The following is a 17,404-nucleotide window of genomic DNA, read 5'->3' as shown; positions in this document are numbered from 1 at the left end:
GAGTTTCATGGCAACTCAGAATGTTTCCGAAGAACAACTGCAGTCGCAGTTTACCTATATTGACGCGGTAGCCCGCCTGTTGGGGGACAAGCGTCCCAAAGCCTATACGCATACGTTTGGCTGCCAACAGAACGAGGCGGATACCGAGCGTATCCGCGGTATGCTGTCCGAAATGGGCTACGAAATGACCGATACACCGGATGAGGCGGATTTTATTCTTTTCAACACCTGTGCTGTGCGTGAGCATGCCGAGGATCGTGCGTTCGGCAACATCGGCGCACTCCGCCACCTGAAAAAAGAGCGGCCGGACATTGTTATTGCAATGTGCGGCTGCATGGCCCAGCAGGAGAAGAATGTCGAGAAGATCAAGAAAAGCTATCCGCAGGTAAATCTCCTGTTCGGCACGCATGCGCTCTGGCGATTTCCGTCGTTGCTGTACCGCGTGCTGACCGAGAAAAAACGCGTATTTGACATCGGCGGCGAGGACGATATTGCCGAAGGCCTGCCGGTGCTGCGTGCCAAGGGCGCGAAGGCGTGGCTGTCCATCATGTATGGCTGCAACAACTTCTGCACCTACTGCATCGTGCCGTATGTGCGAGGCAGAGAGCGCAGCCGCCGACCGGAGGAGATCGAAAAGGAACTGCGCGAGCTGGTCGATGCAGGCTATAAGGAGATTACTCTGCTCGGGCAGAACGTCAACTCCTACGGCAAGGACCTTGGCATTGACGTGGATTTTGCCGATCTTTTGCGCCGTCTCAACGCCGTGCCCGGCGATTTCTGGCTGCGGTTTATGACAAGCCACCCGAAGGACGCGTCTCCCAAACTGTTTTCTGCTATGGCAGAGTGCGATAAGGTTGCAAAGCAGCTGCACCTGCCGTTCCAGTCTGGCAGCGATGAGATTCTGCACCGTATGAACCGCCGCTATACGGCAGAGCACTACAAGTCGCTGATTGCGGATGCACGGTCGAAAATGCCGGATATTACGCTGTCAAGCGATATTATTGTTGGTTTTCCGGGCGAAACGGAAGAGAATTTTGAGGACACCTTAAAGCTGGTGCAGGACACCCGTTTTGACCTGCTGTTTACGTTTCTGTATTCGCCCCGCGCGGGCACGCCCGCGGCCTCTTATGAGGATAACGCAACACAGCAGGACAAGCAGCGCCGCTTCGAGCGACTGCTCAAGGCGCAGGATGAAATCGTTGCTGAAAAGCAGGCGGCGTATCAGAGCAAAAAGCTGCGGCTGCTTGTAGACGGCAATGCCAAAGGACCGGAATATCCGTTTACCGCCCGTACCGAGGGCAACCTGCTTGTCTGCGTACGCGGTGACGATATCAAAATCGGTGAATTTATCGAGGCAGAGATCGAGAAAACCTCGCTTCGCTGTCTGTTTGCACACAAATTATAAGAAAGAGGTAAGAACATGGCTGAACTGACGCCCATGATGCAGCAGTATTTTGAGATCAAAAACAAAAATAAAGATTATATTCTGTTTTACCGTCTGGGCGATTTCTACGAAATGTTCTTTGACGATGCCAAGCTGGTCTCCCGCGAGCTGGAGCTGACGCTGACCGGCCGCGACTGCGGTCAGGGAGAACGTGCACCGATGTGCGGCGTGCCGTATCACAGCGCGGAAGGCTATATTGCCAAGCTGGTGCAGAAGGGTTACAAAATCGCGATCTGTGAGCAGATGGAGGACCCGAAAAAGGCAAAAGGTCTGGTCAAGCGCGAGATCATCCGACGCGTGACACCGGGTACGGTCGTGGAAGCCTCCATGCTGGATGAAAATCGGAACAACTTTCTCGGCTGCGTATATGCAGCCGGTGGTTCTGTCGGCGTATGCTTTGCTGATATTACGACAGGTTCGGTGTACGCGACCGGCTCGGATAACTGGAATGACATCACCAGCGAGTTCGGACGCTTTGCGCCGCGTGAAGTGCTGGTCGGCGGCGGAGCCATTTCTGCAGACAGCCTTCAGTCCTTTCTGAAGGAACGTCTGGAGGCGCTTATCGAGCCGATGCCGGAGGAGTGCTTTGAGGCACAGCGCAGTGCGGAACGCATTCAGGAGCACTTCAAGGTGCAGGACTTTGACGCTGCCGGTCTGACCGACCTGCCGTGCACTGTGCAGTGCCTCGGCGGTCTGCTGGATTACCTCGAGCAGACGCAGAAGGCCAGCCTTTCCAGTCTGAATCAGCTGCAGGTGTACCATCAAGGCCAGTATATGGAGCTTGACCTGATCGCACGCCGCAATCTCGAGCTTTGCGAGACTATGCGCACCAAGGAGAAGAAGGGCACGCTGCTGTGGGTGCTTGACCACACGCGCACGGCAATGGGTTCGCGCCTGATTCGTCAGTGGATTGAAAAACCGCTGTATAATCCGCTGCATATTGCACGCCGTCAGCAGGCGGTAGGTGCATTGTGTGACGATGTAATTGCCCGCACGGCATTGACGGACGCACTCAAGCGGGTGTTCGATATGGAGCGCCTGATTGGGCGCGTAGCCTACGGCACTGCAAACTGCCGTGATCTGCGTGCGCTGTCGGCGGCAATTTCTTGCCTGCCGGAGATCAAAACGCAGGCTGCTCTGTTCGGACAGGCTATGCTGCGTGAGCTGACCGGCAAGATTGATCTGCTTGAAGACATCCGCGCGCTGGTCGAGCAGGCCATCGTGGATGAGCCGCCGATTCTTCTTCGGGAAGGCGGCATGATCCGCAAGGGCTTCAACGAGGAGATTGACCGTCTGCGCGACCTTGCGTCCGGCGGTAAGGGTAAAATTGCCGAAATCGAGCAGGCGGAACGCGAGCGTACCGGTATCAGCAAGCTGAAAATCGGCTACAACCGCGTGTTCGGCTATTATATTGAGGTCAGCCGCTCCAATGCGGAGGCGGTCCCGGAGAACTACATTCGTAAGCAGACGCTTGCGAACAGCGAGCGCTATATCACCGAGGAGCTGAAACAGCTCGAGAGCACCGTGCTCGGTGCGCAGGAGCGGCTGACCGCACTCGAGTATGAGGTGTTTGTCTCTGTGCGTGACCAGATTGCCGCCGAGGTACACCGCGTGCAGAAAACCGCGCAGGCTATCGCAGCGCTTGACGTTCTGTGCGCTCTGGCTGATGTGGCATGTGATAACAACTATGTTTGTCCGGTGGTGGATTTTTCCGACCGCATTGACATCAAGGACGGCCGTCACCCGGTTGTTGAGAAAATGCTGTCCGACAGTCTGTTCATCCCGAACGACACCTTGCTCGACAGCAAGGAAAACCGCGTCGCTATCATCACCGGCCCGAATATGGCAGGCAAATCCACCTATATGCGGCAGGTGGCACTGATTACCATCATGGCGCAGATTGGTTCGTATGTACCGGCCTCGTCCGCGCATATCGGCGTGGCAGACCGCGTGTTTACCCGTGTCGGCGCGTCGGATGATCTGGCGAGCGGTCAATCCACCTTCATGGTGGAGATGAGCGAGGTCGCGGATATTCTGCGGCACGCTACCAAGTCCAGCCTAATTATTCTGGATGAGATTGGCCGCGGCACCTCTACCTATGACGGCATGAGCATTGCCCGCGCAGTCGTAGAGTATGTAGCGGACAAAAAGCGCATCGGCGCACGCGCGCTGTTTGCAACGCATTATCACGAACTGACCGTGCTTGAAGATTTGGTCAAGGGCGTCAAGAATTACAATATCGCGGTCAAAAAGCGCGGTGATGACATTACGTTCCTGCGCAAAATCGTGCGCGGCGGCGCGGATGACAGCTACGGCATTGAGGTTGCAAAGCTGGCCGGTGTGCCGAATCCGGTTATCAAGCGGGCAAAGGCTGTGCTGGCGGATCTGGAATCCACTATGCCGAAAATCGAGCTGCACGCCGTAGCCGAGGAACCGGAAGACGTTCCGCAGATTACGATAGATTCGCTCTCCGGCGACGCAGTCGCAGAGCGGCTGCGTGCACTGCAGGTGGACACCATGACGCCGATCGAGGCGCTCAACGCATTGTATGAGCTGAAAAAGCTGGTTTAATCATTTATCAGGGCAGGAAAGACCAACCATGATTTGTTCCGGAAAGGAAAACAAAGAAAAATGGCAGTGATTCATGAATTATCTCCGCATCTTGCGGATCTGATCGCGGCAGGAGAGGTTGTTGAACGGCCGTCCTCTGTGGCGAAGGAGCTGGTCGAGAATGCGATTGACGCAGGTTCTACCCGCATTACGGTGGAGATCGAAAACGGCGGCATTACCTATCTGCGTATTGCGGATAACGGCTGCGGCATGTCGGCAGAGGATGCACCTGTGGCCTTCCGCCGCCACGCGACCAGCAAGCTGCGTACCGAGGAAGATTTGAATGCTATCGGCACATTGGGCTTCCGCGGTGAAGCACTGGCTGCGATTTCGTCGGTTACGCGCATTGATCTGTTCACGCGTCAGGCAGGTTCGATTGCGGGTCTGCACCTGCATCTGGAAGCCGGTGAGATTCAGACACAGGAGGAAGCCGGCTGTCCGGAAGGCACAACAATCGTTGTGCGCGACCTGTTCTTCAACACACCGGCTCGCATGAAGTTTCTCAAAAAGGACTTCACCGAGGCGGGTTACATTCTCGGCGTAGTACAGCATGCGGCGCTCTCCCATCCGGAGATTGCGTTCACGCTCATTCGCGACGGCAAGCAGGTATTCTCGTCGGACGGCAAGGGCAAGCTGATTGCACCGGTGTTCGGCGTATTCGGCAAGGAAATGACTGCCAATATGATTGAAGTGCCGACGACCGAGCGCAACGGTATGACCGTGCACGGCTACATTGTCAAGCCGCACGCCGGACGTGCCAACCGTTCCATGCAGCACTTTTTCGTCAATGGCCGCTATGTCAAGAGCCGTCTTATGCAGGCTGCAATGGAAGAGGCCTATCGCAATGCAATCATCACCGGCAAATATCCGTCTGGTGCGCTTTTCCTGGATTTGCCGCTGTCGGCGGTCGACGTCAACGTGCATCCTGCAAAAACCGAGGTCAAATTTTCGCAGGAAAAGCCGATTTTCGAGGTCGTGTATATTGCCTGCAAGAATGCGCTTGCCGCAAACGACAATATGCCGCATCTGGAGCACAAGGAGAAGGAAGCGCCTGCCAAGCCGCGTGAAGATAATCTGACGCATGAGCAGCAGCGGTTTGCGATTCCAAAGCCGGTAGACCCTAAGCCGTTTGTCACGCCGAGTGTCAAGCCAACACCGATTGCACCGGTAAAGAACGACGAGGAAGCACCGGATTTAGAAGATTTCCTCGTGTCTATCCCGCCAAAGGCAGAGCGTCCGCGCAGTGCATCGAGTTATCTGTCCGCGCCGCGCATCCTGCAGGACGAACCGCAGGAACCGGTTCGTCCGCGAATGGCACAGTCGATTGAGTCGTCGGTCGCAGAACCAACACCTGCCGTGCATACGCCGGAACCGGAGCCGGAAGATGAACCGATGGTTGTTGTGCCGCCTGTCAGCGCACCGGAGGTCAAGGATAAGCCGCAGATCCTGCAGCCGCTGGATGCCGGTGTGCGTGTAATCGGCGAATGCTTCCAGACGTACATTATTGCTGAGGACAAGGACGGCTTGATTCTCATCGACAAGCATGCCGCGCATGAACGTATTCTGTTTAACAAGCTGCGTGCGGAGACCGATATGCCGCAGCAGCAGCTTCTCACGCCTGTAATTGTAGAGCTGACCGGCGAGGAAGCCGCCGCTGTGCAGTCGCAGATCGCGGACATCCGTCAGGCAGGCTTTTCCATCGACAGCTTTGGCGAGAACAGCTTTGCCGTACGTAGCGTGCCCGCTTATCTGGATAGCGGCGATGTGCAGAGCGTCATCAGTGAATTGGCCGAAAAGGCGATGAACAGCCGTACCACCGTGCCGGATCGTCTGGATGATTTGATTCATACAGTAGCATGCAAGGCGGCAATCAAGGCAGGTAAGCCAACCACGATGACCGAGTTGCAGGACCTGTGCGAGCGGGTGCTGAACGATGACAACGTGCGTTCCTGCCCGCATGGCAGACCGACGACCGTTCGTCTGACCAAATATGAGCTTGACAAGATGTTCAAGCGTGTAAATCAATAAAAAGTGAGGAAACAGCATGGAAAACCGTTTGATCTGCATCTGCGGACCGACTGCCAGCGGCAAAACCGCCTTATCGGTCGCATTGGCGCAACAACTGCATACCGAGATCATTTCTGCGGATTCCATGCAGCTTTATCGTGAAATGGATATCGGCACCGCCAAGCCGGATATGAGGGAACGACAGGACGTACCGCACCATCTGTTCGATGTATGCGAGCCCGGCGAAACGTTCTCAGTGGCGCGGTATGTCGAACTGGCAGACGCTGCTGCGCAGAATATTCTGTCGCGCGGGATGACACCGATCGTTGTTGGCGGCACAGGATTGTACATGGACGCGCTCATCGAGTGCAGCGTATTCTCCGGCGATGAGACCGACCTGACCGTGCGTGAGAAATATCAGCGGATGGCGGCTGAGCAGGGCAATCAGGTGGTACATGACTGTCTGGCTAAGGTGGATCCGGCCGGAGCGGAACGTCTGCACCCGAATAATCTCAAGCGCGTCATTCGTGCTCTTGAGGTGTATGAGCAGACCGGTATGACGATCGACGAATTTAACCGCAGGAACAAGCGCCCGGAGCCAAAGTATGATGCGCTCAAGATCGGTGTTTGCCCGTCTGACCGTGAAATTCTGTATGACCGCATCAACCGCAGAGTGGATCTTATGATGGAAAACGGTCTGCTGGAGGAGACGAAACGGCTGGTGGAGCGCGGTCTGCTGACCGGCACTGCCGCGCAGGCCATCGGCTACAAAGAGCTGCTCGGCTATCTGAGCGGCGAGCAAACATTGGAAGAATGTACCGAATTGCTCAAGCGCCGCAGCAGAAATTATGCAAAACGTCAGCTTACCTGGCTGAAAAGGGATGACAGCATCCACTGGATATATTATAATAGTGGAGAAGAACTTCCTTTCGTCTTACAGGAAACGACAAAATATCTTCAAAACCACGGTGTACAATGATACCATAAATTGTAATTTCAACTGGAGGAATCATTGTGCGAAACGAAATCAACTTACAGGACAGAATGCTCAGTGCACTGCGTCAGCAGGCGCAGAACATCACCGTATTTTTAACGAACGGCTTTCAGATGCGCGGTATCGTCCGCGGATTCGACAGCTTCGTTGTGATTTTGGAGAGCGACGGAAAACAGCAAATGATCTATAAGCACGCAATCTCTACTCTGATCCCACAGCATAGAGTCGATCTCCATGCACCGAGAGGGGAGCGTGCGGAACAGTGAACATATACGAGGTCTTTACATGGGACAACAGACAAAAAGCACAAAATCCAAGCTGCGAAAACGGCGGAATGACGGCGGAAACCGCGTTGTATTTATCATTGCGGCAGTGCTGATGGTGATTTATCTGGGCGGCCGTCTTTCTAACGCTTTTTCGGCTGCACCGGAGACCACACCGGCTCTGCATGTCACAGTTAATGACAGCTTTACGAGCGATGGCTGGTTCTTCCGCGATGAAGAACCGATCGACAATGCCACGGGAAGCTCGGTCAAGCACATCGTGTACAGCGGTGAACGCGTACAGCAGGACGCACCGCTGGCAATCATCTATTCCGATCAGGAATCTATGGACCTGAGCCGACAGCTCGATCCGCTGGAGGAACGTATTTCTCTTCTGGATACGGCGCTGCAGTCCGCATCGGACAGCTCAAACATCGCAAAGCTGGATCAGGTCATCACGCTGACGATCGAGCAGCTGGCCGAGCAGGTGAAGGAAGGCAGCGGTTCTTCGGTCGCATCCGCCGCAAGTTCGCTGCGCACGCTGTCGCTACGCCGTGAGGCAGGCAATGTGGATACCAACGAGGTATCTGCCGAACGTGACGCTTTGGTTTCTGAGCAGTCCTCGCTTGAGCATCAGCTTACCGGCCGGACCACGGAACTTACTGCATCTTCGTCCGGATATTTCTCCGAGGTAGTGGATGGATACGAGAGTATTCTCACACCATCCTCACTGGATGAGATGACCGTGGAGCAGTTTGACAAGACCGTTGCGCAGCAGCCGTCTGCTGAGAACAGCAATTCGCTCGGCAAGATCGTCAAGGGATTCAACTGGTATCTGGCAGCTAAGATTCCGGCCGAGCAGGCCGAGCGTCTGCAGGTCGGTCAGGAGCTGACGGTAAACTTTACGCAGGCTTCGATGGAATCCAAAGTAACCGTGCATTCCATCAACCATCAAGGTGACAGCGATACAGCTCTGCTGGTGATGGAAGGCACAGAATTCAGCAGTGAAATGGTTTCCATGCGCGAACAGCCAATCGAAATTATCATTGCGACCTACACCGGACTCAAGGTGCCGAAGAGTGCCGTCCGCGTGCAGGAACAAACAGACAGCGACGGAAAGACCACGCAAATCCCCGGCGTGTTCATCCTGAGCGGCTCGATACAGAAATTCAAAATGATTAACGAGCTGTTTGAGGCGGACGATTATTATGTCGTCAAACAGAGTGCGACCGACTCCGATATGCTGGTCGAGCGAGACCAGGTTATCGTTCAAGGTAAAAATCTGCAAAACAATATGGTGGTGAAAACATGACGGAGCAAGAAAAGAAAGAACTGCAGGAACGCGTAAAATCTGTGATCGAGCGCGTCAACAATGCCGCCGTGCAGGCAGGGCGCGATCCCAGTGAAATTACGCTGGTGGCTGCGACCAAAATGAATGACGCCGAGCGCGTGCAGGTAGCCATCGAAGCAGGCATCCGCGTGTGCGGTGAAAACCGTGTGCAGGAGCTGCAGGAGAAGTATGAACAGGACGCCTACGATGGCGCAGACCTCAGTTTATCGGCACGCTGCAGACCAACAAGGTCAAGTATCTGATCGGCAAGGTTTCGCTGATTCAGTCAGTCGGCTCGGTTCATCTCGGCGAGGCTATCGCCAAGGAAGCCGAGAAGCGCGGTGTTTGTCAGGATATTCTTCTGGAGGTAAATATCGGAAGAGAAGCCGCAAAAAGCGGTCTTCCGCCCGAAGAACTGCACGATGCGATCGTGAAATTGAGCGCAAAAAAGTCACTTCATATCCGCGGATTGATGGCAATTCCTCCCGTTGCAGATGAAAAAACAAAAAATTCAAACTACTTTACCGAAATGCGTCAAGTATTTATTGACATTTTGACGAAAAAATACGATAATGTAGATATGGATTATTTGTCTATGGGAATGACGAATGATTTTGAAACGGCGATTGCGTGCGGAGCGAACATGGTTCGCGTGGGCACGGCGATCTTTGGCAAACGGCCGTATCAGATCGTTTCGCCTTAAAACATAAGGAGGAACTTGGCATGGGTTCAATCAAAGGCTTTATTGATTGGGTAAAGGGCAGCGAGTTGGAGGACGACTACGAAGACGAGATGCCCCGTCAGAGAAACGAAGAACCTGCGATGGATAGCGAGCCATCATCTTACAATAGAAGATCCTATGACCGTTCGTACGACAGTGATGCACAGGACGCGCCTCAGGTGCGCCGTCACGATCGAAGCGATAAGGTTGTAAACATCAATACTACTACACAGCTGGCTGTGGTTCTGGTCAAGCCGGATCGCTTTGAGGCGGCTGCAGAGATTGCAGATCATCTCAAGGACAAGCGTACGGTTGTCCTCAATCTGGAGCAGACCAACAAGGATATTGCCCGTCGCCTGGTGGACTTCCTCAGCGGTGTTGCGTATGCAAACGAAGGCAAGATCAAGAAGGTTGCAAACAGCACCTATATTATCACACCCTACAATGTTGATATTATGGGCGATCTGATCGACGAACTGGAAAACAGCGGTATGTATTTCTAAGCGCAGATCGTGAGTACTATCGTGAACAGCTTGGTAATATATTTCGTAGGAAGCTTATTGCGCATTCTGCAGTTTATGTTTTTTGCACGGGCAATCATGAGCTGGTTCGTACAGGGCAGCGACTCAAAAATCTACGAGTTTCTGTGCCTTGTTACCGAGCCGCTCATTCAACCTTTTCGCAGTCTGCTGAGCCGCGTGAGTGCACTGCGGAATTGTCCGTTTGATTTTGCGTTTATGCTGGCATTTTTTGTTCTGATTGTTTTAGAACAAATGGTATATATGCTTTAAGCCTGCCGGACAAACGGCGCTGATTTGGTCGGGCGCAGCCCGACCATTTTTCCGTGTCAGTACGGCAAATGATATAAAGACGGAGGAAAAACATATGACGGTGCAGGAAATACAAGAAATCGGCTTTGAAAAAGCAGTTTTCGGCGGATATGACATGAAGTCTGTCGATACTTTTCTCGAGCGTGTTGCAGAGGAATTTGCAGCGATGCAGAAGGAAAACGCTGCTATGAAGGCAAAAATGAAGGTGCTGGTCGATAAAATTGAAGAATACCGCGGTGTTGAAGAAGGAATGCACCGTACCCTACTGACCGCTCAGTCGATTGCACAGGAGACAATCGACAAGGCAAAGAAGGAAGCAGAGGAGATCATTGCTTCTGCGAAGGATGAAACCGCAAACAAGGTGAAAGACACCCAGGCGGAAATCAACACCGAGGAACAGAAACTGGAGACTGCCCGCAAGAACACTGCTGAGTTTATCGCTCATGTAGCAAAGCTGTATCAGTCGCAGGCAAGAGCATTGGCAGAGTTGGCGAAGGGCGAAAACCTCGCTCCGGTACAGCAGACTGAAGATGCAAAGAACACAAATGCGACTGGGAAGGGCGATGCACCAGTGGAAGATGCAACGCGTAAATTCGACTTCGGCGAACTGCAGTTCGGCACTGAATACGACCCGAAGGACGTTAAGTAAATAAGCGAAAGGACTGAATACTGCACAATGCAGCAGGATTACAACAATACGATCAATTTGCCCAAAACCGAATTCCCGATGCGTGCCGGTCTGCCGAAGCGCGAGCCGGGTTTTCTGGAAAACTGGGAGAAGAACGACCTCTACCATGAACTGATGAAGAAGAACGAGGGCAAGCCGCTTTTCGTTCTGCACGACGGCCCTCCGTATGCAAACGGCAATCTGCATATGGGTCATGCACTGAATAAGATCCTCAAGGATTTTATTCTGCGTTCGCGCAATATGATGGGTTATCAGGCTCCGTACATTCCGGGCTGGGATACCCATGGCCTTCCGATTGAGCGTCAGGCAATCAAGGCTTACGGCATGGATCGCAGCAAGGTTTCCACTGCGGAGTTCCGCTCCAAGTGTGAAGAGTTCGCACACGATCATGTCAATACCCAGCGTACCCAGTTTAAGCGTTTGGGCGTTATCGGCGACTGGGATCGTCCGTACCTGACCCTGACCCACGATTACGAGGCTGCTCAGATTGAGATTTTCGGCGAGATGGCTAAGAAGGGTTATATCTACAAGGGTCAGAAGCCGGTTTACTGGTGCCCGCACGACGAGACCGCACTGGCTGAGGCAGAGATTGAGTACAAGGATGTTCCGTGTAAGTCTATCTTTGTAAAGTTCGCTGTAACCGATGACAAGGGTGTTATCACCAAGCTGCTTGGTACCAAGGAGAATGTATATTTCGTAATTTGGACCACCACTACCTGGACCATTCCGGGCAACCTTGCAATTTCTCTGAACCCGAACTTCGAGTACGATTTCGTTAAGGTTCCGAACGGCGAGATTTATGTTCTGGCTAAGGAACTGGTTGCTTCTGTTATGAAGACTGCCGGCATTGACAGCTGGGAAGTTCTCGCAACCGTTCTCGGCTCTGATCTGGAGCTGATCAAGACCAAGCACCCGCTGTTCGACCGTGATTCTCTGGTTATCACCGGTGACCATGTAACGCTCGATGCCGGTACCGGCTGTGTTCATACCGCTCCGGGCTTTGGTGCTGATGACTTTATCGTTTGCCAGAGGTACAACATCCCGATTATCGTTCCGGTTGACGGCAAGGGCCGTCACACCGCCGAATCCGGCAAGTACGAGGGTATGTTTGTTGACGATTCCAACGAGGTTATTCTCAAGGATCTGGATGACTGCGGCGCACTTCTCGCAACCGAGGACATCGTGCACAGCTATCCGCATTGCTGGCGCTGCAAAAACCCGATCATCTTCCGTACCACCGAGCAGTGGTTCTGCTCTGTTGATGCGCTCAAGGATGACGCAGTCAAGGCTTGTGAGGACATCAAGTGGATTCCCGGTTGGGGTCAGGAGCGCATGACCTCCATGATCCGTGAGCGTTCCGACTGGTGTATTTCCCGTCAGCGTGTCTGGGGTGTTCCGATTCCGATCTTCACCTGCAAGAAGTGCGGCAAGCCGTTGGTAAATGAGCAGACGATTAAGACCGTTGCTGATCTGTTCCGTGAAAAGGGCTCCAACGCATGGTTCGACATGACGGCTGCTGAGATTCTGCCGGCAGGCACCAAGTGTGAGTGCGGCTGCAGCGAGTTCGACAAGGAAACCGACACCATGGATGTATGGTTTGACTCCGGTTCCTCCTGGCGTGCTGTTATCGAGAACCGCGAAGGTCAGAAGACCCCGGTTGACGTATATCTGGAAGGCAATGACCAGTATCGCGGCTGGTTCCAGTCCTCGATGCTGACTTCTATGCTACGCAGGGCAAGGCTCCGTACAAGACGGTTATCACCCACGGTATGATCGTTGACGAGGAGCGCCAGAAGATGTCCAAGTCTCTGGGCAATGGTATTGCTCCGGAGGATATCCTCAAGCAGTATGGCGCAGACGTAATGCGTCTGTGGGTTGCTTCTTCTGACTACCGTCAGGATATGCGTATTTCCAAGGACATGCTCAAGCATCTGTCTCAGAACTACCTCAAGATCCGCAACACGGCTCGCTACATTCTGGGCAACCTGTTTGACTTTGATCCTAAGACCAACGCTGTTGCATACGCAGATATGCCGGAGTTGGATAAGTGGGCACTGATGAAGCTGAACGACCTTGCTGCAAAGGTTCGTGAGGGATATGATAGCTACGAATTCCACACCGTATTCCATGCAATTCATAATTTCTGTGTTGTTGATATGTCCAACTTCTACCTCGATGTGATCAAGGATCGTCTGTACTGCGATGAGACCGATGGTCTGAGCCGCCGCTCTGCACAGACTACGATCTATCGTATTCTGAGTGCGCTGGTTCGCATGCTGTCTCCGATCCTGTGCTTTACCGCAGACGAAATCTGGCAGGCTATGCCGCACGCTGCTGAGGATGATGCTCGCAACGTAGCATATAACGAGATGCCGCAGGCTGACGAGGCTTTGTCCTTCAGCGATGAGGATCGTGCTAAGTGGGACAAGCTGACCGCATTCCGCGATGACGTAAACAAGGCGCTCGAGGGTGCGCGTACTGCTAAGACCATCGGCAAGCCGTTGGAAGCATGCGTTACTGTTTACGCTGACGCTGAACAGGCTGCATTCCTGAACGGCTGTGGTCAGGATCTGGCCGATCTGTGCATTGTTTCCGAACTTGATGTCGTTGCCGGTGACGGTGAGGGCGTTGCAAGCGAGAATCTGCCGGGTCTGAAGATTGCTGTTGCCCGCGCAGCAGGTGAGAAGTGCCTGCGTTGCTGGAAGCAGGCTAAGACCGTTGGTTCTGATGCAAAGCATCCGGGTCTGTGTGCTCGCTGTGCCAAGGTTGTAGGCTAAAAGAAGAATCCAAGGGGGAGCAGAGCAATTCTGTTCCTCCTTTTTGTTTTGGAGGTAGAAGATGCCGATTTATATTTGTGCAATCTTGCTGATGATCGCGGCAGATCAGGCAGTGAAATACTGGGCGTTTACGTCTCTGCAGGCACAGCAGACCATTCCGCTGATCAATGGTGTGTTTCACTTGACTTATATCGAGAATCGCGGTGCAGCATTCAGCCTGTTCGCGCAGTTTGATTCACGCTGGATTTTCGTTGTACTGGCCATTGTGATTACAGTTGCCATTTTCACAGCGATTTATAAGAATATGCTGCAGACTCAGCTTGGCTGCTGGTCGCTGATTCTGGTAGCGGCAGGCGCACTCGGCAACGCCATTGATCGTGTAGCACACGGTTTTGTTGTCGATATGTTTGACTTCCGTCTGATTCATTTTCCGGTATTTAATGTGGCAGATATCTTCATTTGTGCAGGTGGTGTACTGTTTGTGCTATATTTTATGTTTCAGCACAAGGAAACAAGCGAAGCGGAGAAGTAACCATGAGTGAATTGCAATTTACGGTTCCGGCAGAGCAATCCGGCAAGCGTATCGACAGCTGGCTGGCAGAGCAGATTGAAGGACTGACCCGCTCTGCGGCGCAGAATCTGCTGTCAGAGCAGGCAGTAAGCTGTAACGGTCAGCCGCTCAAGAAAAATTACAAGCTGGTCGGCGGCGAGGCGGTTACGATTCAGCTTCCGGAGTTAAAGGAAGTTGATCTCAAGCCAGAGAATATTCCGCTGGACATCGTTTATGAGGATGCAGATATTGTGGTGGTCAACAAGCCACGCGGCATGGTTGTGCATCCGGCGGCCGGCAACTGGGACGGCACGTTGGTAAATGCATTGATGTACCACTGTGGTGACAGTCTTTCTGGCATTAACGGTGAACATCGACCGGGCATTGTGCATCGTATTGATAAGGATACCAGCGGTCTGCTCGTTGTGGCGAAAAATGACGCCGCACATCAGAGCTTGGCAGCTCAGATTGCGGCGCATACGGCGTATCGCGGCTATGAAGCGATTGTGGTTGGTTCTGTCAAGGATGATACCGGAACGGTGGATAAGCCGATTGCCCGTCACAAGACGGATCGAAAAAAAATGGCAATCGTGGAGGGCGGACGTGAAGCAATCACGCATTATACTGTCATCAAACGATATAACGGCTACACATATATGGCATTTCAGCTCGAGACCGGACGTACACACCAGATTCGCGTACATATGGCATCTATTGGTCATCCGATTATCGGTGATCCGGTGTACGGACTGAAAAAAGACCGGTTTTCCAATATCGGCGGTCAATGTCTGCATGCAGCGAAGCTGACGCTCACGCACCCGAAAACAGGGGAGCGGATGGAGTTTTCGGCATCGCTGCCACAATATTTTACTGAAGTTCTTGATAAATTGGAGCGTATGCAATGAAAAAGTTTAAGGGTATGCTGCTGGCCTGCGATATGGATGGTACGCTGCTCGATGATTCAAAGCAAATTCCGGCAGAAAATTTGCGCGCATTACAATATTTTACGAAACAGGGAGGACGGCTGTCGCTTGCGACCGGCCGTTCTCCTCATGCTATTGGCACATATATAGCTCAGTTGCCGGTCAATGCGCCATACAGTGTGATGAATGGTTCATTGATTTGCGATGAAAATCGCCAGATTTTGCATTGTTCCGGTATGCCGTACGAGACGAAAGAAATGATTGAGCATGTATTGTTAAATAATTCACAATTTGGATGTGAGGTTTTTACCGCCGAAACAGCGCTGATTCGGCAAATGAGCGATCACACGCTGCAGCACATGCGCAAGCTGCATTTAGATTATCAGATGCTTTCTAATGAGCAGTTTGCAAAAAGCGCAACTGCGGATTGGTGTACGGTCAATTTTACCGGTGAACCGGCACCAATCACCGCACTGACGCAGGATTTACTGATTCGGTATCCGCATGTATTTGATGTGACATCCAGCATGCCGACATTCTGTGAAATCACAGCCGCAGGTGTGAATAAGGGTTCGGCTCTACGAAGTATTGTTGAATACTTACCGGACGTTGAACGTGTATTTGCTATTGGCGACAGCTACAATGATGAATCCATGCTGCAAGAAGCTCAGATTTCGTTTGCACCGGCCAATGCAGAGCCGGAAGTGCTGCGAAATGTAAATGTGATGGTAAGTTCTAATAATGATCGTGCGGTGGCTGATATGATAGAGTATCTGGAGAAAATAGGATGAAAACAGTTAATTGTTAATAGGATGAAAACAGTTAATTGTTAATAGATAGATGGTTTGCTAATTATACAAAATCTTTATTTTGTATAATTAGATTCCTATGTCTAAATTAGATTCTACACTACGAATATCTACCCCGTCAACTGTTTTATACGGGTCATCGCTACGACATACCAGCCAATCACAAGTTACACCAAAAATGTACCCCAGATTCAACAGGACGCTGGACGACAATAATGTTTCGCCACGTTCCCAGCGATAGACCGTATCGCGGCAGATACCGAGCGCCGAAGCAATTTTAAGCGTCGAAACACCGGAACGTCGCCTTGCTTCACGAATACGATTAGGATTTCTTCTCTTTCTGCGGCACATAGGCCAGAATATTCCGCATGAAATGCACCTTGCAGCGCTGCCATGAGGCGTCGGGAAAGGATTCACGAATTGCCGAAACCAGTCCGGCGTGTGCATCTGAAATGATAAGCCTGGGCGTGGACAGACCACGGTCCTCCAGATTCTGAAACAGCACTCCATAGGAGCTCCCGGATTCTTCGGCCATAGATTCAACGGCAATGATATCCCTATGACCGTTTTCATCCACACCGCACACGATAAGTACCACCATGCTGACAATGCGCTGACTTTTCTCTGCTCCTAGCTGCTGGTCCACCTCGACCTCCATGAGCTCTATGCACAGTCATTCCAGCATACTCAGCATCGGATCCGGCTCCGTCACACATTTCCGTCACACATTTCCGTCACACATTGCAGTAGCAAAGGAGCCCTAAGGACCTGTCTATTTTCTGTTGTATATGTGATAGAAACCCAGTTGCCGCTTAATGGCAACTGGGTTTTTCGACAGACTGTAAGCGGCTCTTACAGAGCCGCTTATTTTAGTTATCCCGCATTCTTCAACCGAAACTGCTCAACCATCCGAATAAAATGCTGATGCACCGTCAAATCCATATCTAATTCCGGATGAAATGCGGTCACGAGCATATTATCCTGCTGTGCAGCAACAATATTACTGTCAACAACGGATAGCACCTCGACATTATTTCCTACGCTCTCAATATATGGTGCGCGAATGAATGTCATCGGTATTCTCTCGCTACCGCCAAACCGATCATCCGTGAAAAAACTGCCAAGCTGTCTGCCATAGGCATTACGCTTTACGCGGATATCCATCACACTGAAGCATGGTATGCCACCATCAATCTGCTTAGCCAGCAGAATCAGACCGGCACAGGTTCCGAATACAGGAAGTCCGCTTTGAATCCGCTCACGTAGCGTATCATACAAATCCAGCTCGCGCAAGAGTTTATTCATTACTGTGCTTTCGCCACCCGGAATAATCAAACCATTCATCGGCTGATCCAGATCGCGCTTCTGGCGAATTTCGAAGTGCGGTACGCCGAGTTTATCCAGCACTGCGGCATGCTCTGCGAAGGCGCCTTGCAGCGCCAGAATTCCAACTGCCAT

Annotated in this window: 16 protein-coding genes and 2 pseudogenes; 15 read left to right on the top strand and 3 right to left on the bottom strand. The window is 52.3% G+C overall.

Annotated elements, in window-relative coordinates:
- Positions 1-7 precede the first annotated feature (7 nt).
- From miaB to DXB00_RS06080, 15 genes and pseudogenes are all read left to right on the top strand, one after another.
- The gene (gene miaB / locus DXB00_RS06145) at positions 8-1,405 is read left to right on the top strand and encodes a tRNA (N6-isopentenyl adenosine(37)-C2)-methylthiotransferase MiaB (protein ID WP_118729845.1); all 1,398 of its coding nucleotides are present in this window, start codon (positions 8-10) and stop codon (positions 1,403-1,405) included.
- A 15-nt stretch (positions 1,406-1,420) separates the two neighbouring features.
- Positions 1,421-4,015 carry a DNA mismatch repair protein MutS gene (gene mutS, locus DXB00_RS06140; protein WP_118729846.1) on the top strand — a complete coding sequence of 865 codons (2,595 nt, stop codon included), beginning with the start codon at positions 1,421-1,423 and terminating at the stop codon, positions 4,013-4,015.
- Positions 4,016-4,075: 60 nt separating this feature from the next.
- On the top strand, positions 4,076-6,082 hold the full coding sequence (mutL, locus tag DXB00_RS06135; RefSeq protein WP_118729847.1) for a DNA mismatch repair endonuclease MutL: 2,007 nt from the start codon (positions 4,076-4,078) through the stop codon (positions 6,080-6,082).
- Positions 6,083-6,098: 16 nt separating this feature from the next.
- A complete protein-coding gene (gene miaA, locus DXB00_RS06130; protein ID WP_118729848.1) occupies positions 6,099-7,040 on the top strand; it encodes a tRNA (adenosine(37)-N6)-dimethylallyltransferase MiaA in 942 nt (313 codons plus the stop codon).
- A 32-nt stretch (positions 7,041-7,072) separates the two neighbouring features.
- Positions 7,073-7,321, top strand: coding sequence for an RNA chaperone Hfq (gene hfq / locus DXB00_RS06125; protein ID WP_199667438.1), 249 nt, complete (start codon positions 7,073-7,075; stop codon positions 7,319-7,321).
- A gap of 19 nt (positions 7,322-7,340) precedes the next feature.
- The gene (locus DXB00_RS06120) at positions 7,341-8,630 is read left to right on the top strand and encodes an HlyD family efflux transporter periplasmic adaptor subunit (protein ID WP_118729849.1); all 1,290 of its coding nucleotides are present in this window, start codon (positions 7,341-7,343) and stop codon (positions 8,628-8,630) included.
- Positions 8,627-8,911 carry a hypothetical protein gene (locus tag DXB00_RS17110; RefSeq protein ID WP_243107177.1) on the top strand — a complete coding sequence of 95 codons (285 nt, stop codon included), beginning with the start codon at positions 8,627-8,629 and terminating at the stop codon, positions 8,909-8,911. The genes DXB00_RS06120 and DXB00_RS17110 overlap by 4 nt, the downstream gene beginning before the upstream one ends.
- Positions 8,875-9,351, top strand: a complete 477-nt coding sequence (locus DXB00_RS17105) for a YggS family pyridoxal phosphate-dependent enzyme (RefSeq protein WP_330423121.1) — start codon at positions 8,875-8,877, stop codon at positions 9,349-9,351. Before DXB00_RS17110 ends, DXB00_RS17105 begins: the two co-directional genes overlap by 37 nt.
- Positions 9,352-9,371: 20 nt before the next feature.
- A complete protein-coding gene (locus DXB00_RS06110; RefSeq protein WP_243022707.1) occupies positions 9,372-9,872 on the top strand; it encodes a cell division protein SepF in 501 nt (166 codons plus the stop codon).
- Between the two features lie 9 nt (positions 9,873-9,881).
- Positions 9,882-10,160, top strand: coding sequence for a YggT family protein (locus tag DXB00_RS18140; RefSeq protein ID WP_147358098.1), 279 nt, complete (start codon positions 9,882-9,884; stop codon positions 10,158-10,160).
- Positions 10,161-10,254: 94 nt separating this feature from the next.
- Complete coding sequence (locus tag DXB00_RS06100; protein ID WP_117488033.1) at positions 10,255-10,848, top strand: DivIVA domain-containing protein; 594 nt, start codon at positions 10,255-10,257, stop codon at positions 10,846-10,848.
- Positions 10,849-10,875: 27 nt separating this feature from the next.
- Positions 10,876-13,664: pseudogene (ileS, locus tag DXB00_RS06095) on the top strand (isoleucine--tRNA ligase).
- Positions 13,665-13,725: 61 nt separating this feature from the next.
- Complete coding sequence (gene lspA / locus DXB00_RS06090) at positions 13,726-14,196, top strand: signal peptidase II (protein ID WP_110436776.1); 471 nt, start codon at positions 13,726-13,728, stop codon at positions 14,194-14,196.
- 2 nt (positions 14,197-14,198) lie between these two features.
- The gene (locus DXB00_RS06085) at positions 14,199-15,119 is read left to right on the top strand and encodes an RluA family pseudouridine synthase (protein WP_118729852.1); all 921 of its coding nucleotides are present in this window, start codon (positions 14,199-14,201) and stop codon (positions 15,117-15,119) included.
- A complete protein-coding gene (locus tag DXB00_RS06080) occupies positions 15,116-15,928 on the top strand; it encodes a Cof-type HAD-IIB family hydrolase (RefSeq protein WP_118729853.1) in 813 nt (270 codons plus the stop codon). The genes DXB00_RS06085 and DXB00_RS06080 overlap by 4 nt, the downstream gene beginning before the upstream one ends.
- 87 nt (positions 15,929-16,015) lie before the next feature.
- Here the strand turns inward: DXB00_RS06080 and DXB00_RS18135 are convergent, their stop codons facing one another.
- The 3 genes and pseudogenes from DXB00_RS18135 to pdxT all read right to left on the bottom strand — a co-directional run bounded on the left by DXB00_RS18135 (position 16,016) and on the right by pdxT (position 17,404).
- Positions 16,016-16,297 (bottom strand): helix-turn-helix domain-containing protein, encoded by a 282-nt coding sequence (locus DXB00_RS18135; protein WP_158578346.1) that lies wholly within the window; start codon positions 16,295-16,297, stop codon positions 16,016-16,018.
- Positions 16,272-16,559 (bottom strand): annotated as a pseudogene (locus tag DXB00_RS06070) (transposase); the annotation flags it as partial. The pseudogene DXB00_RS06070 and the gene DXB00_RS18135, both read right to left, overlap by 26 nt.
- A 260-nt stretch (positions 16,560-16,819) precedes the next feature.
- Positions 16,820-17,404: a pyridoxal 5'-phosphate synthase glutaminase subunit PdxT gene (gene pdxT / locus DXB00_RS06065; protein WP_117750800.1), complete on the bottom strand. Its 585-nt coding sequence runs from the start codon at positions 17,402-17,404 to the stop codon at positions 16,820-16,822.

Source organism: Butyricicoccus sp. OF10-2 (genome assembly GCF_003481925.1).
Classification (GTDB): domain Bacteria; phylum Bacillota; class Clostridia; order Oscillospirales; family Butyricicoccaceae; genus Agathobaculum; species Agathobaculum butyriciproducens.
The sequence above is the reverse complement of the archived record's forward strand: the minus strand, read 5'-3'. Positions and strand labels throughout refer to the sequence as shown.